This is a genomic window from Nonomuraea aurantiaca, assembly GCF_020215705.1.
In the GTDB taxonomy this organism is placed as follows: Bacteria; Actinomycetota; Actinomycetes; order Streptosporangiales; family Streptosporangiaceae; genus Nonomuraea; species Nonomuraea aurantiaca.
Genome location: NZ_JAIWNB010000001.1, coordinates 1,007,651 through 1,029,630 on the forward strand (window position 1 = coordinate 1,007,651; position 21,980 = coordinate 1,029,630).

Annotated in this window: 20 protein-coding genes; 4 read left to right on the forward strand and 16 right to left on the reverse strand. The window is 69.7% G+C overall.

Translation table 11 applies throughout. The features are described from left to right. Positions 1–11: 11 nt before the first annotated feature. From LDL49_RS04605 to LDL49_RS04615, 3 genes are all read right to left on the reverse strand, one after another. The gene (locus tag LDL49_RS04605) at positions 12–260 is read right to left on the reverse strand and encodes a hypothetical protein (RefSeq protein WP_225289615.1); all 249 of its coding nucleotides are present in this window, start codon (positions 258–260) and stop codon (positions 12–14) included. Positions 261–454: 194 nt separating this feature from the next. Beyond that, positions 455–2,434, reverse strand: a complete 1,980-nt coding sequence (locus LDL49_RS04610) for a serine/threonine-protein kinase (protein ID WP_225289616.1) — start codon at positions 2,432–2,434, stop codon at positions 455–457. A gap of 45 nt (positions 2,435–2,479) precedes the next feature. Continuing rightward, positions 2,480–3,178 carry a M50 family metallopeptidase gene (locus tag LDL49_RS04615; protein ID WP_225289617.1) on the reverse strand — a complete coding sequence of 233 codons (699 nt, stop codon included), beginning with the start codon at positions 3,176–3,178 and terminating at the stop codon, positions 2,480–2,482. Between the two features lie 264 nt (positions 3,179–3,442). Between LDL49_RS04615 and LDL49_RS04620 the strand changes: the two genes are divergently transcribed. Both LDL49_RS04620 and corA read left to right on the forward strand, forming a co-directional pair. Continuing rightward, the gene (locus tag LDL49_RS04620; protein WP_225289618.1) at positions 3,443–3,919 is read left to right on the forward strand and encodes a nuclear transport factor 2 family protein; all 477 of its coding nucleotides are present in this window, start codon (positions 3,443–3,445) and stop codon (positions 3,917–3,919) included. A gap of 22 nt (positions 3,920–3,941) precedes the next feature. After that, positions 3,942–5,060: a magnesium/cobalt transporter CorA gene (gene corA / locus LDL49_RS04625; RefSeq protein ID WP_225289619.1), complete on the forward strand. Its 1,119-nt coding sequence runs from the start codon at positions 3,942–3,944 to the stop codon at positions 5,058–5,060. Between the two features lie 24 nt (positions 5,061–5,084). Here the strand turns inward: corA and LDL49_RS04630 are convergent, their stop codons facing one another. The 7 genes from LDL49_RS04630 to LDL49_RS04660 form a co-directional block, all read right to left on the reverse strand. Beyond that, a complete protein-coding gene (locus LDL49_RS04630) occupies positions 5,085–5,555 on the reverse strand; it encodes a nuclear transport factor 2 family protein (protein ID WP_225289620.1) in 471 nt (156 codons plus the stop codon). Between the two features lie 59 nt (positions 5,556–5,614). Beyond that, the gene (locus tag LDL49_RS04635; RefSeq protein WP_225289621.1) at positions 5,615–6,772 is read right to left on the reverse strand and encodes a GDSL-type esterase/lipase family protein; all 1,158 of its coding nucleotides are present in this window, start codon (positions 6,770–6,772) and stop codon (positions 5,615–5,617) included. A gap of 4 nt (positions 6,773–6,776) precedes the next feature. Beyond that, positions 6,777–7,556 (reverse strand): SDR family NAD(P)-dependent oxidoreductase, encoded by a 780-nt coding sequence (locus LDL49_RS04640; RefSeq protein WP_225289622.1) that lies wholly within the window; start codon positions 7,554–7,556, stop codon positions 6,777–6,779. After that, complete coding sequence (locus LDL49_RS04645) at positions 7,553–8,941, reverse strand: DHA2 family efflux MFS transporter permease subunit (RefSeq protein ID WP_225289623.1); 1,389 nt, start codon at positions 8,939–8,941, stop codon at positions 7,553–7,555. Before LDL49_RS04645 ends, LDL49_RS04640 begins: the two co-directional genes overlap by 4 nt. Before the next feature lie 161 nt (positions 8,942–9,102). Further along, positions 9,103–10,686, reverse strand: coding sequence for a heparinase II/III domain-containing protein (locus tag LDL49_RS04650; protein ID WP_225289624.1), 1,584 nt, complete (start codon positions 10,684–10,686; stop codon positions 9,103–9,105). Positions 10,687–10,917: 231 nt separating this feature from the next. Next, positions 10,918–11,775: a CU044_5270 family protein gene (locus tag LDL49_RS04655; protein WP_225289625.1), complete on the reverse strand. Its 858-nt coding sequence runs from the start codon at positions 11,773–11,775 to the stop codon at positions 10,918–10,920. After that, positions 11,768–12,388, reverse strand: a complete 621-nt coding sequence (locus LDL49_RS04660; protein WP_225289626.1) for an RNA polymerase sigma factor — start codon at positions 12,386–12,388, stop codon at positions 11,768–11,770. The genes LDL49_RS04655 and LDL49_RS04660 overlap by 8 nt, the downstream gene beginning before the upstream one ends. Before the next feature lie 232 nt (positions 12,389–12,620). Between LDL49_RS04660 and LDL49_RS04665 the strand changes: the two genes are divergently transcribed. Then, positions 12,621–14,282: an LLM class flavin-dependent oxidoreductase gene (locus LDL49_RS04665; protein ID WP_225289627.1), complete on the forward strand. Its 1,662-nt coding sequence runs from the start codon at positions 12,621–12,623 to the stop codon at positions 14,280–14,282. A 40-nt stretch (positions 14,283–14,322) separates the two neighbouring features. Here the strand turns inward: LDL49_RS04665 and LDL49_RS04670 are convergent, their stop codons facing one another. Next, complete coding sequence (locus LDL49_RS04670) at positions 14,323–16,542, reverse strand: thiamine pyrophosphate-dependent enzyme (protein WP_225289628.1); 2,220 nt, start codon at positions 16,540–16,542, stop codon at positions 14,323–14,325. Between the two features lie 198 nt (positions 16,543–16,740). On the opposite strand from LDL49_RS04670, the gene LDL49_RS04675 reads away from it, so the two are divergent. Beyond that, positions 16,741–18,090, forward strand: coding sequence for a hypothetical protein (locus LDL49_RS04675; protein WP_225289629.1), 1,350 nt, complete (start codon positions 16,741–16,743; stop codon positions 18,088–18,090). A 63-nt stretch (positions 18,091–18,153) separates the two neighbouring features. On the opposite strand, the gene LDL49_RS04680 is transcribed toward LDL49_RS04675, so the two are convergent. The 5 genes from LDL49_RS04680 to LDL49_RS04700 form a co-directional block, all read right to left on the reverse strand. Next, positions 18,154–18,567, reverse strand: coding sequence for a hypothetical protein (locus LDL49_RS04680; protein ID WP_225289630.1), 414 nt, complete (start codon positions 18,565–18,567; stop codon positions 18,154–18,156). A gap of 173 nt (positions 18,568–18,740) precedes the next feature. Beyond that, entirely contained in the window at positions 18,741–19,595 is an 855-nt protein-coding gene (locus tag LDL49_RS04685; RefSeq protein WP_225289631.1) for an ABC transporter permease, read from the reverse strand. Between the two features lie 55 nt (positions 19,596–19,650). After that, positions 19,651–20,631, reverse strand: a complete 981-nt coding sequence (locus LDL49_RS04690) for an ATP-binding cassette domain-containing protein (RefSeq protein WP_225289632.1) — start codon at positions 20,629–20,631, stop codon at positions 19,651–19,653. 3 nt (positions 20,632–20,634) lie between these two features. After that, on the reverse strand, positions 20,635–21,126 hold the full coding sequence (locus LDL49_RS04695) for a PadR family transcriptional regulator (protein WP_225289633.1): 492 nt from the start codon (positions 21,124–21,126) through the stop codon (positions 20,635–20,637). A 214-nt stretch (positions 21,127–21,340) separates the two neighbouring features. Continuing rightward, a complete protein-coding gene (locus LDL49_RS04700) occupies positions 21,341–21,925 on the reverse strand; it encodes a TetR/AcrR family transcriptional regulator (RefSeq protein WP_225289634.1) in 585 nt (194 codons plus the stop codon). Between the last annotated feature and the right edge of the window lie 55 nt (positions 21,926–21,980).

Here is a 21,980-nt window from a genome sequence, read left to right on the forward strand (position 1 = left end):
CCTCGAACGCCTCAGTTCACGTACGCCCACATGTCGTAGGTGTAGAACATCGGGTTCTCGGGCTGGTGGGTGCTGCACCACCAGGTCTGCCAGCGCCCGGTCTCCTGGCCCGACCGGCCGAAGCTGATGCAGACGTCATAGGGCAGGTTGCTGTAGACGACTTGGAGCGTGGACGAGGCGTGCGCTGGCGTGCTCGTGGCCAGGATCGGCGTCAGAGCGGTGACCGCGAGAAGCGACAAGGCGGTGATTCGGCGACGCACCAGTTCTCCCCTCATGAAGGGCCGGAAATCGCGAAGAGCGATCACCGTGAATTGGACGGCAAGGACCGCACCGCCGCAAGATCCGCCCCCGCCCGGCGCCGACGACCAGCGCGAACATCACGGACACCATGAAAGCTTCATCATCAGGGTGGGCAGCTCGAGGTCGTAGTGCTGCGTGTCGACCGGCAGCCGATCTAGCCGTTCTTGGCGACCGCGCCCCTGACGCAGATCGGCTTGGACCAGGCGACCTTGCTCGTCTTCGAGATCTGCAGCGGGACGCCCACCAGGAAGCAGTAGCCGGTGTCCGGGTCCAGGCCGGACACGCGGGTCGAGGTGGTGCCGGGTTGGAGGGCGGTGATCGCCTGCTCGCCCTGCCTGGCCGGGGAGCGCTGGACCACGACCGGGTAGCGGGCGGACTCCTTGGGCAGCGCCCACCGCAGCTCCACCAGCGTGCTGCGGTCGGCCACCACGCGTACCCGGCGCGGGGCCAGTGCGGCCAGGGCGTCCTTGCCGACGTTCTCGGACGGCTTGGCGGCGGTCGACGGAGGCTGGGACCGCTGCGGGTCGGCAAAGGAGGCTTCGTTCTGCCTCGACAGGTAGACGGCGAACCCGGCGCCCGCGAGTGCCACGATCGTGGCGGCGGCTCCGATCGCCATCACCCGCGTTTTCGTACTGCCGGACGGCAGCCCGCTCGACGCGTGCGTGGCAGCGGCTGGTGAAGGTCCGCCCGGCTGGGGACCCTGCGGTGCCGGATAGCCCTCGGCCGGCTGGCTCTGCGGGGTGGGATAGGCGCTGGGTGGATAGGTCGGTTGCGATGGGAATGCGGCGCCGAAGGAGGAGCCGGTCTGCGCTGGGTGCGCCGGTGGGACTGTGGCGGGAGCGCTCGACCCGTCCGTGCTGAGCTGGGAACCGGTCGCCTGCGGCCCGCCGAACTGCGGGCCCGACGGCTGGAGCCCAGCGGGGTGGTAGCCGGACTGCTGCGCGCTGGACGGCTGCGGCGCGAAAGGGCTCTGGTCAGGCTGCTGAGGCCCTGAGGGCGGGGGCGCGAATGGGTTCTGGTCAGGCTGCTGAGGTCCCGATGGCTGCGGCGCGAAAGGGCTGTAGCCGGTCGGCTGCGGGCCGCCCGCCTGGCCCGCCGGGTTGGGCGCGTAAGCACCGGTCACCGGCCCGGCGAGGTGCGCGCCGGCACCCGTCCCGGGCAAGTGCGCGCCGGCACCGGTCGCGGGCCCGGCCAAGTGCGCGCCCGTCGAGGGGCCGGGCGCCGGAGGCTCGGCACTGTCCGCCCGCCGGGGAGCCGTCGAAGGCACAGGGGGCCCGGGATCCTGCCCGACCAGGTCCGTCACCGGCAGTCCCAGCTCCGCCTGCACCTGCCGCAGCCGGTGCGCGAACTCGCGAGCCGAGCCGTACCGCACCTCCGGCTGCTTCGCCATCGCCCGCAGCACCGTCTCGAACACCACCGGTGGCACGTCGGGGCGGTTGATCGGCGGCGGATCCGCGCTCAGCACCCGGTACATCAGCGGCGCGATCGACGGGTCCGTCGGGCTGTGGAAGGCGGGCTGCCCGGCGAGCAGGTGATAGAGCGTCGAGCCGAGCGAGTAGATGTCGGAGGAGGCGGAGTGCGGCTGCCCGGTCAGCACCTCCGGCGCCGCGTGCAATGGCGTGAACGCCTGCGCAGTAGCCGAGATCTCCGCCGAGTCGACGACCCTGGCCACGCCGAAGTCGGCCACGGCCGGCTCGCCGTACCGGGAGATGAGGATGTTCTGCGGCTTGATGTCGCCGTGCAGGACCCCCGCCTCGTGGACGGCGGCCAGCGCCCCGGCCAGCTTCACGCCCGCGCGCAGCACATCTGGCACCTGCAGCGGGCCCTCCTTGCGTACCTTGTCGCGCAGCGAGCCGTTCTCGAAGAAGTCCATGGCGATGTACGGCTTGCCGGAGCGCGTCACGCCGGTGTCGAACACGGTGACCACGTTCGGATGACCGGTGAGCCGGCCGGTGAGCTGGAGTTCGCGCTGGAACCTGCGCATGGTCCGCTGGTCGACCCGGTCTACGGACAGGACTTTCAGCGCCACGATCCGATCGAGGCGCTCCTGGTAGGCGCGGTAGACGATGGCGAACCCGCCCTGGCCGGCCTGATCGAGTACCCGGTAGCCGGGCGCGTCCTCGACTGGCAGCACAGTACTCCCCCCTGTCACGGGCGAGTTTAATGTGATTTTTCCTGACTAGAGCGGATTCATGAGATAGGCACCGGCCACCACGGAGGCGCCCGCCACGAGCAGGAAGAAGAACACGTAGAAGCCGCCGGGCAGGATGGTCAGCCTGGCGAGCTGGTCGGCGTCGGAGTCACGCGCCTGCCGCCTGCGCCGCTTGCGCTGTAACTCGATGATCGGCCGCACCCCGCCGAACAGCAGGAACCAGACCGCCACCAGGGCCACGACCTGCTGCGCCTTGTCCGGCGCGTACATCGACAGGGCGAACACCGCGCCACCCGTCGCGAGCAGGATCAGCGCGCCGTACAGGTTGCGGATCAGCAGCAGCATGCAGACCAGGAACAGCAGCACGGTCCACATCAGCAGCGTGATGCGCCCCTGCTCGGTCAACCACGCGGCGGCCAGCCCGAGCAGCGACGGCGCCAGGTAGCCCGCCAGCGCGGTCAGCACCATGCCGGGACCGGTGGGCCGGCCTCTGGTCAGCGTTACGCCGGAGGTGTCGGAATGCAGGCGAATGCCTTCGAGCTTCCGCCGGGTGACCAGCGCCATCAGCGCGTGGCCGCCTTCGTGGGCGATCGTGATCAGACCCCTGGACAGTTGCCAGGACATGCCGAAACTGACGATCGCGAGCGCGACGAGTGCCGAGACCACCACGACCCACGGGTCGGGGGCAGGTTGAACCTCGATCAGGTGAGCCCAGAGCTTGTCCATCGAGGTATGACCCTATCCACGTAAAGTCTCGCCCGTGCTCACAGAACAAGATTCTGAACGAGGCCGGCGGCATCGTCTGCCTTTTCCGGACAAGTTGCGACCCGCTCTGCTTGATCTGGTTCTTGGGGGGAAGGTGGTGCTCGGCACAGATTTCCCGACAATTCCCCACACGTACGCGCACCGGCTGGCCGCTCTTCACCCGTTCGATCTGGGAGACGACTGGCCGAGGGCCGTATGCTGGCATAACGGTACAACCATGATCTGATGGGCAAGGTGAACGACCAGCACGTGGCGCTGATCCGCGCTTTCTACGAGGCACTCGGCCGCACCGACTACGCGGCGATGGAGAGTTGCTACCACCCGGAGGTGAGCTTCGGCGACCCCGTCTTCCAGGAAGTGGAGGGGCGGCGCAGGGTGATGGCGATGTGGCGGCTGCAGCTGGGCGTGAGCGACGGGCTGACGTCGGAGTTCAGCGACGTGACGGCCGACGACTTCACCGGCACGGCGCGCTGGACCTCCCGCTACACCTTCTCCGGTACGGGTCGCGAAGTGGTCAACGAGATCGACGCGCTGTTCAGGTTCGAGGACGGCCTGATCGTCAGGCACCACGACGACTTCGACTTCAAGCGTTGGTCCCGGATGGCGCTGGGCAGGCCGCACGGCCTGCTGTTCGGCTGGACGCCCATGTGGCGCAAGTCGATCAGGGACCGGGCGACGCGCGCACTCGACGACCTCGAGTAGAGACTTCGGCTAAGGGGCGGAAATGGCACGGATAAAGGGTTTCGGACGCGGCGGCAGCGCCCGCGAGCCGGCGCCTGAGCACTCGATGGACCCGCGCCCCGGCGAAGAGGCCCCCTACCAGCCCACCGTCATCGACAACGCGATCTACCAGGACGGCAAGCGGATCGACAACCCCGCCTCGCTGGCCGACGCCTTCGAACGCCTCAAGGAACTGCCCGACACCCTCGCCTGGATCGGCCTCTACCGGCCGAAGGACTGGGAGCTGGCCAGGCTGGCCGAGGAGTTCCAGCTGCACCCGCTGGCCATCGAGGACGCCATCGTGGGCTCCCAGCGGCCCAAGGCCGACCGCTACGGCGACATGCTGTTCGTCGTCCTGCGTGCCGCCCGCTACCTCGACGACGTCGAGGAGGTCGCGTTCGGCGAGCTGCACGTCTTCGTCGGGCCCAACTTCGTCATCACCGTACGGCACGCGGAGGCGCCGGACCTGCAGGCCGTACGCAAGCGCATGGAGTCGGACCCAGACCTGCTCCGGCAGGGTCCGCAGGCGGTGCTGTACGCCATCCTCGACGCCGTGGTCGACGGCTACGCCCCGGTGGTCGCCGGGCTGCAGAAGGACATCGAGGAGATCGAGGCCCAGGTGTTCGGCGGCGACCCGTCCGTCTCCCGGCGCGTCTACGAGCTGTCGGGCGAGGTCATCGAGTTCCAGCGGGCCACCACGCCGCTGGTACGGATGATCGACGGGTTCATCGCCGGGGCGACCAAGTACGGCGTCAACGAGGAACTGCAGAGCTACCTGCGTGACGTCGCCGACCACGCCATCACGGTCAACGAGCGGGTGGCCTCCTTCCGGCAGATGCTCCAGGACATCCTGCTGGTCAACTCGACGCTGGTGACCCAGGCGCAGAACGAGGAGATCGCCCGGATGACCGAGGCCAGCATCCGGCAGGGCGAGGAGGTCAAGAAGATCTCCGCCTGGGCGGCCATCCTGTTCGCCCCGACCTTGGTCGGCACCATTTACGGGATGAACTTCGACTTCATGCCCGAGACGCACTGGGTGTTCGGCTACCCGTTCGCGATGCTGCTGATGGGCCTGGTCTGCCTGATCCTCTACACGGTCTTCAAGCGCCGCGACTGGCTCTGAGCGATTCGGCGGCGTGACGGGTCGTCAGCGGCTCGCTGATGCCGGAGCGCGCACCGCACTCTCCGTTGCCTGAGCGCTGAGGGCGTGCGCGACCGTGAGGCTGTCCTCGTAAATGTGGTAGCGGGTGATGAGTCCGTCCTCGACGGTGAGGTGCAGCGCGAACGGCGAGGCGTAAGCGGTGCCGCTGCTCCGTACCGTCTGCACGATCTCCCCCAGGACGACGGCGTCCGCCCCGTCCACCAGGATTCGCGCCACCGACGTGCCGTTCAGCTCGGGCACGTGATGGGCCTCCAGCGTCCGGAAATGGTCCGCCACGTCGGCTCGGCTCGACCGCGGCCGGATCCACGGCACCGCCGGGTGCCCCTCGGCGGGCCAGTCGAGCTGCCAGTCGATCGGCTCGGCGAACAACTCGGCGACACGGTCATGATCGCCCTCGGCGATACGCCGCATCAGCGCTTCCACGATGTCACGGGTGGCATCGGCGTTAGGAGTCATGCCGCAAGCCTGTCCGATCCTGGCGCGGCCTGTCGATTACCTCCGAGATAGGCGGATCCCTAGAGGAGGCCGCGTACCGGCCGGTCGGAGAGTATGGCTCTGGCGACGACGTCGGCCATGGCCTCGGCTCCCGCGTCGTTGGGATGGATGTGATCGCCGCTGTCGTAGTCGGACCGCAGGACAGCCGGCGCGGCTGGGTCGCGCAGCGCGTGATCCAAGTCTGCGACGACGTCGAAGTGGGCGCGGATCCACTTGTTGACGTGCTGCCGTGTCCGTTCCCCCTCGGGGCTGTCGAATCCGGGGCTGACCCCGTTCGCTCCGCCGAAGGGCGTCAAGGTCGCGACGACCGTCGTCAGCCCCGCTCGCGCGGCTTGCCGGGTGATCGAGCCGAGCCCGTCGATGAGCTCGTCCGCCGGTACGGCGGGCAGGCCCAGCATGCCCGGGATGCCGATGTCGTTGAGGCCCAGCTCCACGACGACGTGCGTCACCCCCGGCGCGGCGAGCACGTCGCGCTCGAATCGGGCGATGCCGCGTTCGCCGAAGACGTCACTGAGCAGCCTGTTGCCGGCGATGCCGAGGTTGAGCACGGAGGTGTCGGCGAGTTCGCCGGCCAGCAGGTCGGGAAAACGATGGTGGGTGCCGTGGGCGGTGCCCACTCCGTCGGTGAGTGAGTCCCCGAAGGCCGCGACCACCTGGCGTCCCTCGGGCGCCTCGATGTCGATGCCGCCCAGGTGAAACCGGGATTCCACCTCTTCGGCAGCCGTCAGGCGTGTCCGGGAGACGGCATCGCCCGCCACCACGTAACCGGTCTGCAGGGCGAAGGGATGGTAGGTGGCAGGCCCGGCGTCTGAGGCGTGATACGTGCTGACCGCCAGGTCGCTCTCGCCCGCTGTGACGAAGCCGACGGGATCGCTCACGGCTTCGGCCCCGGCGTCGATCGTCACATGCGCTGTCCCCCCGAAGGTGACCGCGGTGTCGGTGCCCGCGGTGATCGAGGATTGCGTGTCGTGCGTGGCCACGCTGGTCCGGGCGATGGTGAGGGGTTGCTTGCCGTACTGGTTGCTGAGACGTATCCGTAGACGATCACCGGCCCCGCGGACGCGCACGACCTGACGCAGGGTCTGGTCACGAAAGGCACGCGAGGGGTGGATGAGCGTCATCGACTCGTACGGGCTGACCGGGGCCGACCTGAAGGCCGCCGTCCATGTGGTGGTCATGTGCTCAGCCCTCCAGGGAGCGCAGCAGGTGGCGGGTGACGCCGCTGAGCCTCGCGGCGGCATCGAACGAGAATGACGGGTGGTCCAGGCTGATCGGCTCGCTCCGCATGAAGGCGCTGAGCGGGGCGGCGGGCGGGGCGTCGACGCGGGCGATGACGGGTTTGACGCCTTCGGCGACCGGCGCGCCATGCCTTTTGAGCTGCTCGACGTGGGCGGCGGTCGCGGCGTCGTACTCGCCGCGGAAGGCGGTGGACACGGGCCCGGGGTTGATCAGGACATATCGGGTACGGCCGCTCGGCCGCTCGGCGGCGAAGGCGGTGCCGAGCAGGTCGTTGGCACGCCCGGCCTGCATCTGGGCCGCCACCCCGTCATAGCCGCGCTCCAGCATCAGGTCGTCCCAGTGGACGCGGCCCATGGGGACGCCCGGGCCGGACACGTTGATGATGACTCCGGGATCGGTCAGGCCGTGGCTGAGGAGGTAGCGGCTCAGGTACTCCAGCGCGAAAGTGGCCTCGATTCCCTCGGCGGTGACGAACCGGGTGGAGCGGAAGTACCTGGCGCACAGCACGAGTGCGTCAACAGCCGGGTAGAGGGCGTTGATCTCGTCGATGACCCGCCTGTTCTCGCTGACCAGGCTCAGGTCCGCGGCGATGAGACAGGCGCCGGGGAGGGCTTTGTCCTTGTCGCGGCCGACGATGACGACGGTGTCGCCGCGGCGCAGGTAGGTGCGGGCGACCTCTTTGCCCATCCCGTCGGTGCCGCCTGTGATCACCAAGGTCTTCAAAGGGATGCCTTCTTTCCGGTCAGAGCGGGTTCAGGAGCGGTCGAAGGACGGCCGGGCAGAAGCGGGATGACGGCCAGGACGATCGCGATCATGGCGAGGGCGAGCCAGAAGACGCCGTGGAAGCCGGTGATCGGGTCACCGGCGGTCTGCAGGACGAGCGTGACCAGGGCGACGCCCAGCGCGGCGCCGAGCTGGTTGAGCATGTAGAGCACGGAACTGCCCTGCGCCACCAGCGGGCCGGGCAGGCTGCGATAGAGCGACCCCATGGTCGGGGCGCTGAAGCAGCCCATGCCGAGCCCGATCGCCAACGCGGCCAGCGCCGGCCAGACCTCGGCGGTGCCGGCGCCGATCCGGGTGAAGGCCAGCGCGCTGAGCCCGGCCAGGATCGCGCCCGCCGCCGCCAGGCCGCGGGCGCCGAGCCGGTCCGACAGCCGTCCGGCCAGCGGCATGGCGATCGCCCCGCCCAGGCCCGCGGGAGCCATCAGCAGTCCGGCGGCGAGCACGCCGTGCCCGTGCGCCTGCTGGTAGTACAGCGGCAGCGCGAACAGCGTCGCGAAGTTGGCCAGGCCGCCGAGCCCCATGATGGTGACGCCGGCGATGAAGCCGCGGCCGGCGAACAGCCTGGGTTCGATCAGGGGCGGCGTCTCGCGGGCCCGCAGCGCGTGCACGGCATAGCCGGCGAGCAGCGCCGCGCCCGCGACCAGCGGCAGGACCATGCGCCCGCCCTGCTCGGCCGACTGCGACAACGCAAGCACCAGAGCCGCGAAACCGGGCGCGAGCAGGGCCAGGCCCAGGACGTCCAGCCGGGTCCGTGCCTGCTCCACCGGCTGGTCGGCGGGCACCACGCGCCGCGCGAGCAGGTAGGCGAGCACACCGACGGGCACGCTGAGCAGGAACATCCAGCGCCAGCTCAGGGCGTTGAGCACCGCGCCGCCCGCGACCGGCCCGAGGACGGGCCCTAGCGACAGCACCACTCCCATCAGCCCCATCACCCGTCCCGCGCGGTGCGGTCCCGCGGCGCGGGCCAGCAGGATCAGCACCAGGGGGTCGAGGATCCCGGCGCCGACCCCCTGGGCGGCGCGGAAGACGATCAGGCTGCCGACGTTCCAGGCCAGCCCGGCGGCCAGCGAACCCGCCACGAACACCACCAGGCCCGCCAGCCAGAGCCTCTTGCCGCCGAACCGGTCGACCGCCCAGGTGGTGAACGGGATGGTGGCGGTGACGGCCAGCAGGAAGCCGGTCGAGGCCCAGCCGACGGTGCTGAGCGAAGTGCCGAACACGGTGGCCAGGGTGCCGGTGGCCACAGCCGCCATCGTGCTGTTGAGAATGCCCAGCAGCCCGCCGAGCAGGATCACCGCGATCACCGCCAGAAGCCGCGGATCCAAACGATCATCTGTTGAACTCATGGGTTCAACATAGTTATCCAGACCGTTCATGTGCAACTACACGGTTCAGCTAGTTGAACCGGCCGGTATAGTTGTGTCTGACGTCGCGCTTGGACGACTCCTCGGGTCCGCACCCGCTCACCCAGGCGACCGGCGACCGATCACCGCAGCGGGCACAGCGTCGACCCGCGGAACGTGACCGGGCCGCCGGGCGTACGCACCGTGATCAGGTCGCCCTCAGCCGAGACCGCCGGGTCGTCGCTGCCCGGCACGATCACGGTGAGCAGCCGGGCAGCCTCAGGAGACGACACCGTCACGGTCTCGGCCGTCCGGAGGTAGGCCGGTGAGACCGTGCCCCGCCGTACCGTCTGACCGCCCACCGGCCTGCCGTCGGTCGTGAGCTGCAGGAGCGTCACGCGGCGGGCATCGTCGCCCAGCACCACGACGCCATCGCGCCGGCCGACCAGGCGCAGCGACGGGTCGAAGTGCCACAGGTCGCGCACCGCGTGCCCTTCCGGCACCGAGTCCAGTACGGCCATCAGGTCCGGTCCGTGGCTGACCAGGACCTCGCGGGTACGGCGCACGCCATACGCCTTGTCGCTGAGCCGGTACGACTGCCGCGACGGGCCGATGTCCGACGCCTCCAGGCGCGTGGCCGTACCCGCCCGGAAGCCCGCGCCCACCACGGAGGGCACGTTGTGCGCGTCGGGTGACTTGGTCCACTCCACGTAGTCCGTCTTCTCGTAGGAATGGAAACCGGCCTCGACCAGCACCGGGCGGCCCTGCGCGTGATAGGTGACGCCCAGATGGTCCTCGTGCCCGTGCAGCCGCCGCCCCGGCCCGAACCTGATCGAGTAGAACGCCGACTTCGGGTCGTCCCAGGCGGTCCGGCCGAAGACGTACCCGCCGTCGAAGACCCGCACCGTCGCCCCGTCGTGCGCGAACCCGGCCGCCCGCGTGTCGGCCGGGCTGTCCCCAAGAGGCGCCAGGAAGCCGTCGGGCTGCGTGGCATGGGCTATGTACGCTTCGAGGGCGGTCCGGCGCGCCGCCAGCCGGTTCGGGACCTCGGCCCCGCTCTCCTCGATCGCCCGCAAGGCCACCCCGAGCCGCCGGTGCACGTACAGCCCGTATCTCGGGGCCTGTTCGTGCAGCACGCCCTGCTCGTCGATGGCGAGCTCGGCCGAGGCGAGCATCCGGCGGATCGCCAGGTCACGCCACCTGTCCCTGCCCAGGCGGCAAGCCACCACCAGCAGCGCGATGTCCTGGTCCAGGCCGTGGTTGTGACCCTGCCGGTAGAGCGCCGGGTCGGACAGGATCTCGCCGTGCTCGGCGAGGCTGTCCAGCAGGCGGGGGCTGTCCACGTGGGCGCTGAGGCACACGAGCACGGGGGCGCGCAGCGCGACGGCGTGTTCGGCCCAGGCCCAGGGGCTGAGATCGGCGTGGCCACGCGGGTTCTTGCGGATCCAGTCGTCGGCCAGGGTTTCGGCCCGGTCGAGGTAGGTTCGCTCGCCCGAACGCTCGTACTCGGCGACCAGGCGGCCCATCCAGCGCAGGGTGTGCAGGTTCAGCGCCCAGGAGCGGTTGCCGTGCGGGTTCAGCCGCCAGTCGATGTCCTGCCCGAGGTCCACCGGGGGCAGGCCGACGAAGGTCACCCGGCCGGCCATCACCTCCGGCGCCTTGATCTTGGGGAACTGGTCGGCCAGGCAGATGGCCCGGCCGGGCGTCGTACGGGCACGCCAGAACACGTGGGGACTCCTGATTTCGGGCGCGCGAAACCCACGCGCGGCGCGAACGGCGACGCGCGAGCTTCACGGGCGAGGGAGGGCGCGGCGCGCGAGAACCGAGCGCGGCGGCGATGGTGCGGCGTGGACGCCCGCGCGGCGCGGCGCCGAGCGGCAGATCCGCGTGCGGCCGAGCTGGGCGGGGGACCGCTGCGGCGGTGTGGTCAGGGCACGGATGTGCCCCGACTTATGGGGTTATGGGCGGGTGCTCGTGGATTCCGCCGGGCCCTTGTCGGTCCAACCGGCGCCCAGGACCACCTCGGACGTCTGCGGCCCGCTCGCCCCCGTGGTGTTGGAGCTGGCCAGCACCTGCGAACTGGTCACATCGATGATCAGCGTGCGTTGGACCGGCGGATCGCCTGCCAAGCTGAAGGTGAACGCGTCACCGGTACGCCCCCGCGGGTCCGTCTTTCGACCCAGGTACCGGACGTTCGGCAGGTCACCGAGCAGCCGGTAGGCCGCCGCCCGGACGGCCGGTGGCGACGGCTTGCTCCACAGCAGCCCGCTGAGCGCGTCCGCCAGGACATCGTCGCCGGACCCGGCGGGCAGCATGCCGATCACCCACTCCTTCAGCGCGGCCGGGTCGGACGGCAGCCGCTGGATCTGCTCGACCGTCAGATCCTTTCCCGCCATGCTGAACGGCGCCCGGCCCGAGACCGCGACGATCTTCGCGGGCCGGCCCGGCACCCGCTCGCCCGTCCACGCCTTCCCGTCGTGGGTCGCCCAGAGGTCGGTGACCTTCGTGCCGTCGTGAAGCTTCTCGATGTGCCAGTACGTCCCCTTGCCGGCGGGACCCGACGCCGCCGTGGTCGCCGCGGCCAGCAGGATCGACCGCCCGGAGACCAGCGAGGCGGGCGTACGGGGCGACGCGAGGACCACCACGGCCGTCACGGCGACCGCCGCCGCGGCGAGGCCGCCCACGATCCCCCTCCAGGAGAGCCACGACATACGGGAGGAGCGCTCGGCGTCCAGCCGCTCGCGGACCTTGGCCTTGAGGGCCGGGTCGGTGGGCGGCTCGCCGTACAGTTCGCGGATCGACGACAGCTCATCCATGGTCGGCCTCCTCGGGGACGAGCATCGGATTGGTGTCGCCCAGGGAGCCCCGCAGCTTCTTCCTGGCCCGGCTCAGCCGTGAGCCGACCGTGCCGTACGGGATGCCGAGCGCCGTGGCGATCTCCTCATGGCTCAGCCCGGCCAGCGCGACGAGCAGGATGACGTCGCGATCCCGCTGGTCCAGCGCCGCCAGGGCGGAGGCCAGACTCGGCTGCAGGCTCTGGGCGCTGACCCGCGCGGTCACCCGGTCCTCGTGCCCCGGCGCGTCGCGGTCGGGACCGTAGCGTCCCAGCGCGCGCAGCGTCCGCGCCTCCAGGCGGCGATGCTTGCCGATGAGCTTCGTCGCGATGCCGAACAGCCAGGCCCGTACGGTCGCCCGCGCCGGGTCGTACTGCGCCCGCTTTCTGAACGCGATGAGGAACGTGTCGGAGACGACGTCCTCGGCATGGTCCGCGCCGAGACGCTGGGCGACATAGCCGTGGATGTCGCCAAAGCAGGCGTCGAACACCGCCCCGAACACCTCGGCGTTCACGAGCGACCCTTGCATGACCTCACTCCGGTCGCCCGAGCCCTGGGCGGCGTGGCCGGAGATCCAGGACAGTGCCGTCACCACGGTCGCCCCTTCACGATGCTTGCCCCGTCATGTGCCACCCTTCGAACGATCAGCGGATATCTCTTATCCCCCGATCCGCCCGATCGCTTTCACGCACGCTCCGGGCAAGTATTCACTGTGCCGGGTCTGATGTCGGCCAGGCGCGGTCCACGCTATTGACGGCGCGTCCAGTTCGGGAGACGGTCGTCTAAAAGACCAGGTAGAAAGCCCCTTCTCCAACCGGAGGCTTGAGGTGCGGTTCGGAATCTTCTACGAGCATCAGCTGCCCCGTCCCTGGGAGCCGGACAGTGAGCAGCGCCTGTACGCCGACGCGCTGGAGCAGGTCGAGATCGCCGACCGGGTGGGGTTCGACTACGTCTGGGAGGTCGAGCACCACTTCCTGGAGGAGTATTCACACTCGGCGGCACCCGAGGTGTTCCTCGCCGCCGCCTCCCAGCGCACCAGGAACATCCGGCTCGGCCACGGCATCGTGCAGGTGCCGCCGCCGGTCAACCACCCTGCCAGGGTCGCCGAACGCGTCGCCACCCTCGACCTCGTCTCGGGCGGCCGGGTCGACTTCGGCACCGGGGAGGCCAGTTCGGCGGCCGAGCTGGGCGGGTTCGGCGTGGACCGGGAGCGGAAGCGGGCCATGTGGCAGGACTCGCTGGACGCGATCACCCGGATGTTCGTCGAGGAGCCGTTCGCCGGGTGGCACTCGCCGTACCTGCGGATGCCGCCGCGCAACGTGATCCCGAAGACCGTGCAGAAGCCGCACCCGCCCCTGTGGGTGGCCTGCTCGCGGCGCGAGACGATCCATCTGGCGGCGCGGAACGGGATCGGGGCGCTGTCGTTCGCGTTCGTGCATCCGGAGGAGGCGGAGAAGTGGTCGCGGGACTACTACCGGCTGCTGGAGTCGGCGGAGTGTGTGCCGGCGGGGTTCGCGGTCAACGCCAATCTGGCGGTCGTGCTGCCGATGATGTGCCACGAGGATCCCGCCGAGGCTCGGCACCGGGGCGCCCAGGGGGCGGCGTTCTTCGCTTACGCTCTGGCGCATTATTACGGGCCGTCGAAACACACTCCCGGCCACAGCAGCATTTGGGGAAATTTCACGAAAGATCAGCCGAAGGTGGGCGCGCAGGGGAGAGATCCGCTCGCGGGGGCATTGGGGAGTCCGCAGCAACTCATCGACCTCATTACCCGCTACGAGGCGGCGGGCGTGGATCAAATGATCTTCGTACTCCAGGCCGGTCCCAATCGCCATGAGCACATTTGCGAAAGCCTTGAATTGTTCGGGAAAAAGGTTCTGCCCGCATTCACCGAAGGCCGTGAAGAGCGCGAGCGTGCCAAGTCCGCCCGGCTCGCGCCGGCCATCGAAGCCGCCCTGTCCAGGCGTTCGCCGGCCAGGACGCTCTCCCAGCCGTACGTGATCGACGAGGACGCGGAACTGTCCCGCGTCACCCACCGCCCGCCGCCCACCCCGGCGGACGTCCTCGCCGCGGCCCGCAAGCGAGCCCGCCTCACGGGCCGGTACCTCCTGTCCCGCTTCGTCGCGGGCCGCTCCGACGAGGATCTGACCCGCTGGCTGAGTCCCGGCCGTCAGCGGTTCCTGTTCACCCTCATGGCCCGCTCCTTCAGACCGGACAAGGCCTTCGGCTTCCAGGGCGCCCTCGAATTCCGTCTCCAACCCCGCGCCACCTGGACCATCGCCATCCGGGGCCGCCGGGCCCGCGCCTTCCCCGGCCCGGCCCGCACCCCGTCCATCACGCTCACCCTCCCGGCCGCGGACCTCCTCCGCGTCCTCGCGGGCACGGCGAACCCGGCCGCCCTGCTGATGTCGGGCCGCCTCCAGATAACGGGCGACGTGACGCTGGCCTCTCGGGTAGCGGAGATGTTCGGCGGCGCTTCGCCGTACTGAGTCGTCCTGAAAGCCGTAGTGAGCCGACTGAAAGGAGACCTCAGCCCAGCAGCTTCCGTGCCGCCTGCTCGATCTCCTCCTCGGACATCAGCACGTGAGAGGCCGCCTCGCCCAGCGGGATGAAGCTGTCCGCCGAGGTCACCCGCCCCACCTGCCCGGAGAACCCCGCGTCCATCAGCTCGGCCACGATCCCCTCCGACACCCCGCCCGTGTGGCGGGTCTCGTCAGCGATCAGCACCTTGCCCGTCAGCTCCGCCGCACGTACCAGGTCCTCCACCGGCAGCGGCGCCAGCCAGCGCAGGTCCAGCACCCGGCAGCCGTAGCCCTCCTGCGTGAGGCGTACGGCGGCGCGCAGGCTCATCCGCAGCCCGTTGCCGAACGTGACGATCGTGAGGTCGCGCCCGTCGCCGTAGGACCGCGCCCGCCCGATCGGGACGTGCGTCTCCGGCCAGCGCGACGGCGGCGCGTAGGGCGCCAGCCAGCCCCCGTCACCCTCCTCGAACAGGTCTTTCGTGTGATAGAGCGCGATCGGCTCCAGGTAGACGCACACGGAGCCCTCCGTGCGGGCCGCCGCCAGGCAGGTGCGCAGCATGGCCGCCGCGTCGTCGGGCCGCGACGGCGAGGCGATGACCAGGCCGGGGATGTCGCGCAGGGCCCCGATCGCGTTGTCGTTGTGGAAGTGGCCGCCGAACCCCTTCTGGTAGGCGTAACCCGCCACCCGCACCACCAGCGGATTGCGATAGGCGCCCTGCGAGAAGAACGACAGCGTCGACGCCTCGCCCCTGAGCTGGTCGAGCGCGTTGTGCAGGTACGCCAGATACTGGATCTCCGGCACGGGCAGCAGCTTCGACACCCCCGACCCGAGCGCGAGCCCCAGGATGGACTGCTCGTCGAGGTGCGTGTCGAACACCCGCCCGCCGCCGAACCGCTTCTGCAGCCCCCGGGTGACGCCGTAGACGCCGCCCTTCTTGGCGACGTCCTCGCCGAAGACCATCATCTCCGGGTAGACGGCGAGCGCGTCGGTCAGCGTGCGGTTGATGGCCTGGGAGAGTGTCAGCGGCTTCTCGGCCTCGGGCAGGGAGCCGGCGAAGGCGCGTTCTCTGACCGACGCCTCGGCCGCCACCGGGCTGATCCTGGCGATCATCTCGGGCCGGCGGGGCGCGAGCGGCTCCATGATCTCCTTGGCCGAGCCGAGGCGCGGGCTGCGGGTGGTCTCCAGGGCGATCCGCAGCACGTGCTCGCGTGACGACTCGTACTGCATGAGCAGCTCGTCGGGCGTGACCAGCCCCGCCTCGACCAGCAGCCGGGCGGTGGCCAGCAGCGGGTCGCGCTCCACGTCGGCGCGGATCTCCCGCGCGGTGCGGTAGGCGGACTCGACGTCGGACCCGGCGTGGCCCATGAGCCGGACCGTGCTCAGGTGCAGGAACGCGGGGGAGCGGTTGGCGCGTACGTGCTGGACCGCCCGGATGGCCGTGTCGTAGGCGTCGGCGAGGTCGCAGCCGTCGGCGGCGAAGTATTCGATGCCCGGACGCCGCGCGCTCGCCGCCACCCAGCCCTTGGGCGTGCGGACGCTGATGCCGATGCCGTTGTCCTCGCACACGAACAGGATGGGCAGCGCCTGCCCCTGATGCGTGGCGTAGGCGGCGGTGTTGAACCCGGTCAGCGCCGTGGCGTGGTTGACCGAGGCGTCGCCGAAGCTGCACACGGTGATCGCGTCGTCCGCCCACGGCGTGGGAACGCCCAGCGCGCGCCCCCGCTCGATGGCGAAGGCGACGCCCACCGCGCGCGGCAGGTGGCTGGCGATCGTCGAGGTCTGCGGGATGATCGCCAGGTCGGGATGGCCGAACACCTTGTGCCGGCCGCCCGCGATCGGCTCGTCGGCCGCGGCGGCCAGCCCCATGAGCACGTCGCGGATGCCCTGCTCGGGCAGCCGTCCGGCCTGCTCGGACCTGGTCAGGTAGAAGGCGCCGGAGCGGTAGTGCAGCAGGGCGGGGTCGCCGGGCCGCAACGCGGCGGCGACCGCCGCGTTGCCCTCGTGCCCGGCCGAGCCGATCGTGTAGAAGCCCTCGTCCTGCTCGCGCAGCCAGCGGGCCGCGATGTCGAGCAGGCGGCTGTCGAGCTGGCGCTGGAAGAGGGTGCGGCACTGCTCACCGGTCAGTGATGTGCCCTCGCGGACGGGCCGGCCGGGATCACGGGCCGCGCCCCCCTTCAGGGTCGCAATGGCCTGGGTGAAATGAGTCTCAACAGTGTCGCGCGCCACAAGGCGATTATGTCGCCCCGATCCGGGGTTCGTCTGCCCGTCGGGAGTGACATGTTGTGGACCGGTCCGTTTGACCCTGATCCATAACAAATTGTCAGATTGTGCAACTTTCTGGCCAACCTGAATGTCTACTGGGAAAGATAAGCGTGGCACCCTCAATGCCGCGTTGAGCACCAGGGGATCCAGAAAGGAACCCGCATGTTACAACGCATCCGTGTCGCCGCCGTCGCGCTCGCGACGGCCGCAGGGCTTCTCGCCCTGGCACCATCGGCGTCGGCCGCGGCCAAGGCCCCCTCCATCTCCGACGTGGACCTCAGTCCGGGCTCCCCGGTCGTGGTCTTCGACAACCCGGTCACGGTGACGTTCGCGTTCACCACCAAGGACGCCGGCAAAGCAGAACTCCAGCTCAAGCCGCCCGGCCTGAGCGTCGGCACGCCCATCGACCTCAAGTCGGCGCCGTTCGGCCAGTGGACGAAGTGGACCGGCACGAAGAGCTTCGAGGCGAAGGACGCCGGCAAGTGGAGCTTCCTCGCCATCGCCCACGGTGACGGCGACAAGTCCGCCAGCGGCACCTTCGGTGTCCAGAAGGCCCTCGTCACCAAGATCGTGGACTTCGGCGCCAGCCCCGGCCAGGTGCACCGCGGCGACATGATCAAGGTCTCCGGCCGGCTCCTGGCCGACGGCAAGGGATACGCCGGGGTCGTGGCGATTACTTTCCGTGAGCGGAGTGCCGACGCCTACCGCCGGGTCACCACGGTCACGACCGGCCGCGACGGCTGGTTCAGCACCAGGGTGCGCGCCGATGCCACCGGCTGGTGGCGGGCCGAGTTCGGCGGGAACAAGGAAGCCAGGGCATCGGTCAGCGACAGCGACCGGGTCGACGTCCGGATCAGGCACGACCGTGACAGCAGGATCGTCGGCTTCGACGTCACCCCCGCGCCCGCCGACAAGGGCGCCCAGCTGAACTTCACCGGCTCCCTGCAGGTCGAGCGCTGGCAGGCCCTGCCCGGCCAGCGGGTCTCGATCTACTTCAGGCAGGACGGTTCGCGCCGCTGGGAGTACGTCACCAGCGACGTGACGAACCGCGACGGCCGCTTCTGGGCCACCGCGACCGCGCAGTCCTCGGGCTGGTGGCGGGCCGCGTTCGCGGGGACCAGAGGCGTCAAGGGGTCGGTCTCCGACGCCGCCTGGGTCAAGGTCGTCGAGCCCACCCCGCCGCCGACGGTGGACAAGTCGGCCAGCCGCGTGATCAAGTTCAACGCCTACCCGGAGCCGGTCAAGCGCGGCAGGTACCTGAAGGCCAGGGGCGTGCTGCAGATCGACGACAGCGGATCGTGGGAGGGGTACGCGGGCAAGGTCGCCCTGTACTTCAAGCCGGTCGGCTCGCACAAGTGGCAGTACGTGAAGACCACGCGGTCCGGTGACAGCGGCAAGCTGTACGTCAGGGTCAAGGCGTGGAAGTCGGGCTCGTGGAAGTTCGTGTTCGGCGGGGACGACGATTTCTACGGGGACAGCAGCCGTAGCGACTATGTCCGCGTGAAGCGGTAACCGGTTCGGAACGGCAAGGTTGAGGCCCGGGGGCGCGGTTGCCCCGGGCCTCAGCTGTCGGTGCTACGACTCGGGGGCCTTCGCGCCGAGGCTGATGAGCATCGACTTGAGCTCACCGAATCCGGTCTTGAGCTCACCGACCCCGGTCTTGAGCTCGCCGACATCGGTCTTGAGCTCGCCGACATCGGTCTTGAGCTCGCCGACATCGGTCTTGAGCTCGGCTATGTCCTTGTCGACCTTTCCGAACTTCTCGTCCATGGCCGACTCGAGATCGTTGAACCGGCCATCGTGCTGATCGAGCCGCAGGTAGACCTTGTCGAGTCTCAGCGCGACATGTCCTATCTGCTGATGGACATCGACGAGGTTTTTGATCGTGTCGCTTCTGAGCTTGCTGACCGCGTCGAGGACGTTCGTCCCGACGATGTCCATGCGGTCGTGCAGGCTGTCGAACCGTTCGGCGACCGTCGTCTTGGGCATGCCACTCATCGTATTGGCTTCGAGCGTCGAGACCCTATGCCGCAGATCGTTGACTGCCAAGTGCAAATCCAACGCTGGTTCTCCTTTGACGAAGGGGGATGGGGCGCGGACCCATCAGGAAAGTTACCCTCCGTGAGGAGATCGTCGCAGCCAGATGCGAAAACCTGTGCGACCTACTCCGCCCGCCTGAACTGCGCGATCCCCACCCCCAGCAGCACGGCCCCCAGCAAGGCCACGACCCCCAGCTCCACCCCCACCGGCACCTGGAAGTCGAACCACCGAACCCCCGGGTTGAGCACCGCGTTCACCTGCGCGGGCACGTCGAGGTGGGAGAACACCGCGTGCCGCATCGGGTCCACCGCGTACGTCATCGGGTTGATCACCGTCAGCAGGTGCAGCCACGACGGCAGGTTGGCCAGCGGGAACATGGCCCCCGACAGGAACAGCATCGGCATGATCGCCATCTGCATGAGCCCGAAGAAGGTCTGCATGTTCCGCATCCGGGCCGCCAGCATCACCCCGAACGCCGTGATCGTGAACGCCGCGAGGAACATCTCCGCCAGCAGCGTCACGATCAGGGCCGGCGAGTACGGTACGCCGACCAGCCCGGCCATCGCCAGGATGATGACGCCCTGCCCGGTGGCCACCAGAGCCCCGCCCAGGCACTTGCCGACCACGATCGCCCCGCGTGAGACCGGGGCGACGAGCATCTCGCGCAGGAAGCCGAACTCGCGGTCCCACACGATGGACCCGGCCGAGAACATGCCGGTCATGATCACGGTCATCGAGATCATGCCGGGATACATGAAGGTGCGGTAGTCGATGCCCGGGATGGCGCCGCGCACGAGTGAACCGAGCCCGGTGCCCATCACGAACAGCCACAGCACCGGCTGCAGCAGCATCGACAGCATGCGGGTGCGGTCGTTGACGAACCGCAGCAGCTCCCGGTGCAGCACCACCTTGACCGCCCGCAGGTCGTGCCCGGTGCTGTGCACCGGCACTCGGACGCCGATCGCCTCTGTCGCCATCCCTACCACCTCGCCGTCGAATACATCCGCGCCATCGCATTGATCCCGGCCATGACTACCGCCTCGCCATCGCTCTCATCCACGCCCTGCCGCCCGACTCGGCGCCTTCCTCGGCGTCGCGGATCGTGGACCCCGTGTAGTTCATGAACACGTCGTCGAGCGAGGGCCGCGAGACGCTCACCGACCTGATCGGCATGCCCAGCTCGGCGAACAGCCGGGGCACGAACTCCTCGCCCGACGCCACGGCGAACGTCACCGCCCCCTCGTGCACGGCCGCCTCCAGGCCGAACTCGTCGTGCAGCGCCCGGATCGCGGCGGCGTCGTCGGCGGTGTGGATCTGTACCCGGTCCTTGCCGATGCTGGCCTTCAGCGCCTCCGGCGAGTCGATGACGACGACCTCGCCGTGGTCGATGATCGCGATCCGGTCGCAGTACTCGGCCTCGTCCATGTAGTGGGTGGTCATGAAGATGGTGATGTCCTCCAGGAGCCGGAGCTGGTTGATGTAGCCCCAGATGGCCGAGCGGGTCTGCGGGTCGAGGCCGACCGTGGGCTCGTCCAGGAACAGCACCCGGGGTGAGTGCAGGAGTCCGCGGGCGATCTCCAGCCGCCGCTTCATCCCGCCGGAGAACGTCATGACCTTGGCGTCCTTGCGGTCCCAGAGCGCGACCATCTCCATGACCTGCCGGATCCGGTCGCCGACGACGCTCTTCGGCACGCCGTACAGCTCGGCGTGGAAGCGCAGGTTCTGCTCGGCGCTCAGGTAGCCGTCGAGCGTCGGGTCCTGGAAGACCAGGCCGATGTTCCGGCGTACCTCGTCACGCTGGCGCACCACGTCGTACCCGGCGACCGTGGCGCTGCCGCCGGTCGGGTTGACGAGCGTGCAGAGCATGCTGATCGTGGTGGTCTTCCCCGCGCCGTTCGGGCCGAGGAAGCCGAAGACCTCGCCGGGGGCCACGTCGAAGTCGACGCCCTTGACGGCCTCGACCTTGCCGTAGTCCTTCTTCAAGCCGTGTACGGCCACCGCCGCGTCTGTCATCGCTCAGTCCTCCGCGAGGATCTGGAAAACGGACTTGCGTGTCTGCTTGAGCAGCTTCTTGGCCCGGGCGACCTGCTGGTCGTTGGCCGTCCGCGCCAGGTGGCTGAACGCCTCGTTGAGCTGCGCCCACAGCAGCCGCAGCTCGTGCCGGTCCTCGGGCACGGAGCGCGCCACCTCGTCCCAGGGCGGCTCGCCTTCGAGGTGCCGTACGGCCTGCTCGCGGCCCCGCTCGGTCAGGCTGTAGAGCCGGGAGCCGCCGGTGTCGTCGCCGGTGGCCAGGCCCTCGTCCTCCAGTTGCTGGAGCGCCGGATAGACCGAGCCGGGGCTGGGCCGCCACACTCCGCGGCTGCGCTCCTCGATGTCCTGGATCATCTGGTAGCCGTTCTTCGGCCCCTCGGCGAGCAGGCTCAGCAGCGCGGCCCTGACGTCTCCCCGCCGTACGCGCGGAGCGCCGCCTTCCCAGCCCATCGGGGGTGCGTCGGGCAGGCCGCCCATGCCCGGCACACCTCCCATTCCCGGCCCGCCGCTCGAAAAGCCCGGCGGGCCGGGCGGACCGGGCGGGCCCGGGGGGAGCGGCGGCGGTGGGGCGCCGGGCGGCCCTTCCCAAAGGTGTGGATCACGCATCACGCCTCCAACTATCGAGATAGCGTGACGATATATCTAGATAGTTGGCGAGAAAAGCCCTATTTCGCGGCGTTGTAACGCCTTGTTAGTGAGCGTTAACTGAAGCCGCGATGGCGGCCCGGGCCATCGCGTGCAGCAGGAGGCGCATGGCCCGCGCGGGCAGCTCGCCGGCGCTGTGGGGCGTGGAGTTCAGCAGGCCGAACACGGCGTGCGTGGCGGCCCGCAGTCGCGGGGGCGGGCACGACGGGTGCAGCTCGGCCAGCACGGTGACCCATTCCTCGACGTACAGCCGCTGCAGCCGCCTGATCTGCCGCCGCTCCGGCTCGGGCACGTTGCCCAGCTCCCTGTCGTGCACGGTGATCAGCGCGGGCTGTTCGAGCGCGAAGGTGATCTGCACGTTAAGGAGCGCGTCGAGCGTCTCCTCGGGCCCGCCGGGCGAGGTGACCGCCGCGGCGGCCGACTCGCGCAGCCGCGAGCTGATGCCCAGCAGCATCTCGGCGAGCAGCGCCTCCTTGCCGCTGAAGTGGCGATAGAGCGCCGGCCCTGAGACGCCGACGGCGCCGCCGATGTCCTCGATCGAGACGCCGTGGAAGCCGCGCGCGGCGAACAGGTTCGCGGCCGCGCCGAGGATCTCCAGGCGCCGGCTGCCCCGGCTCCGCGTCGTCGTCACGTCTCACATGGTAGACGGTTACGTTAATGATGACTAACATCGGCCTCATAACGGA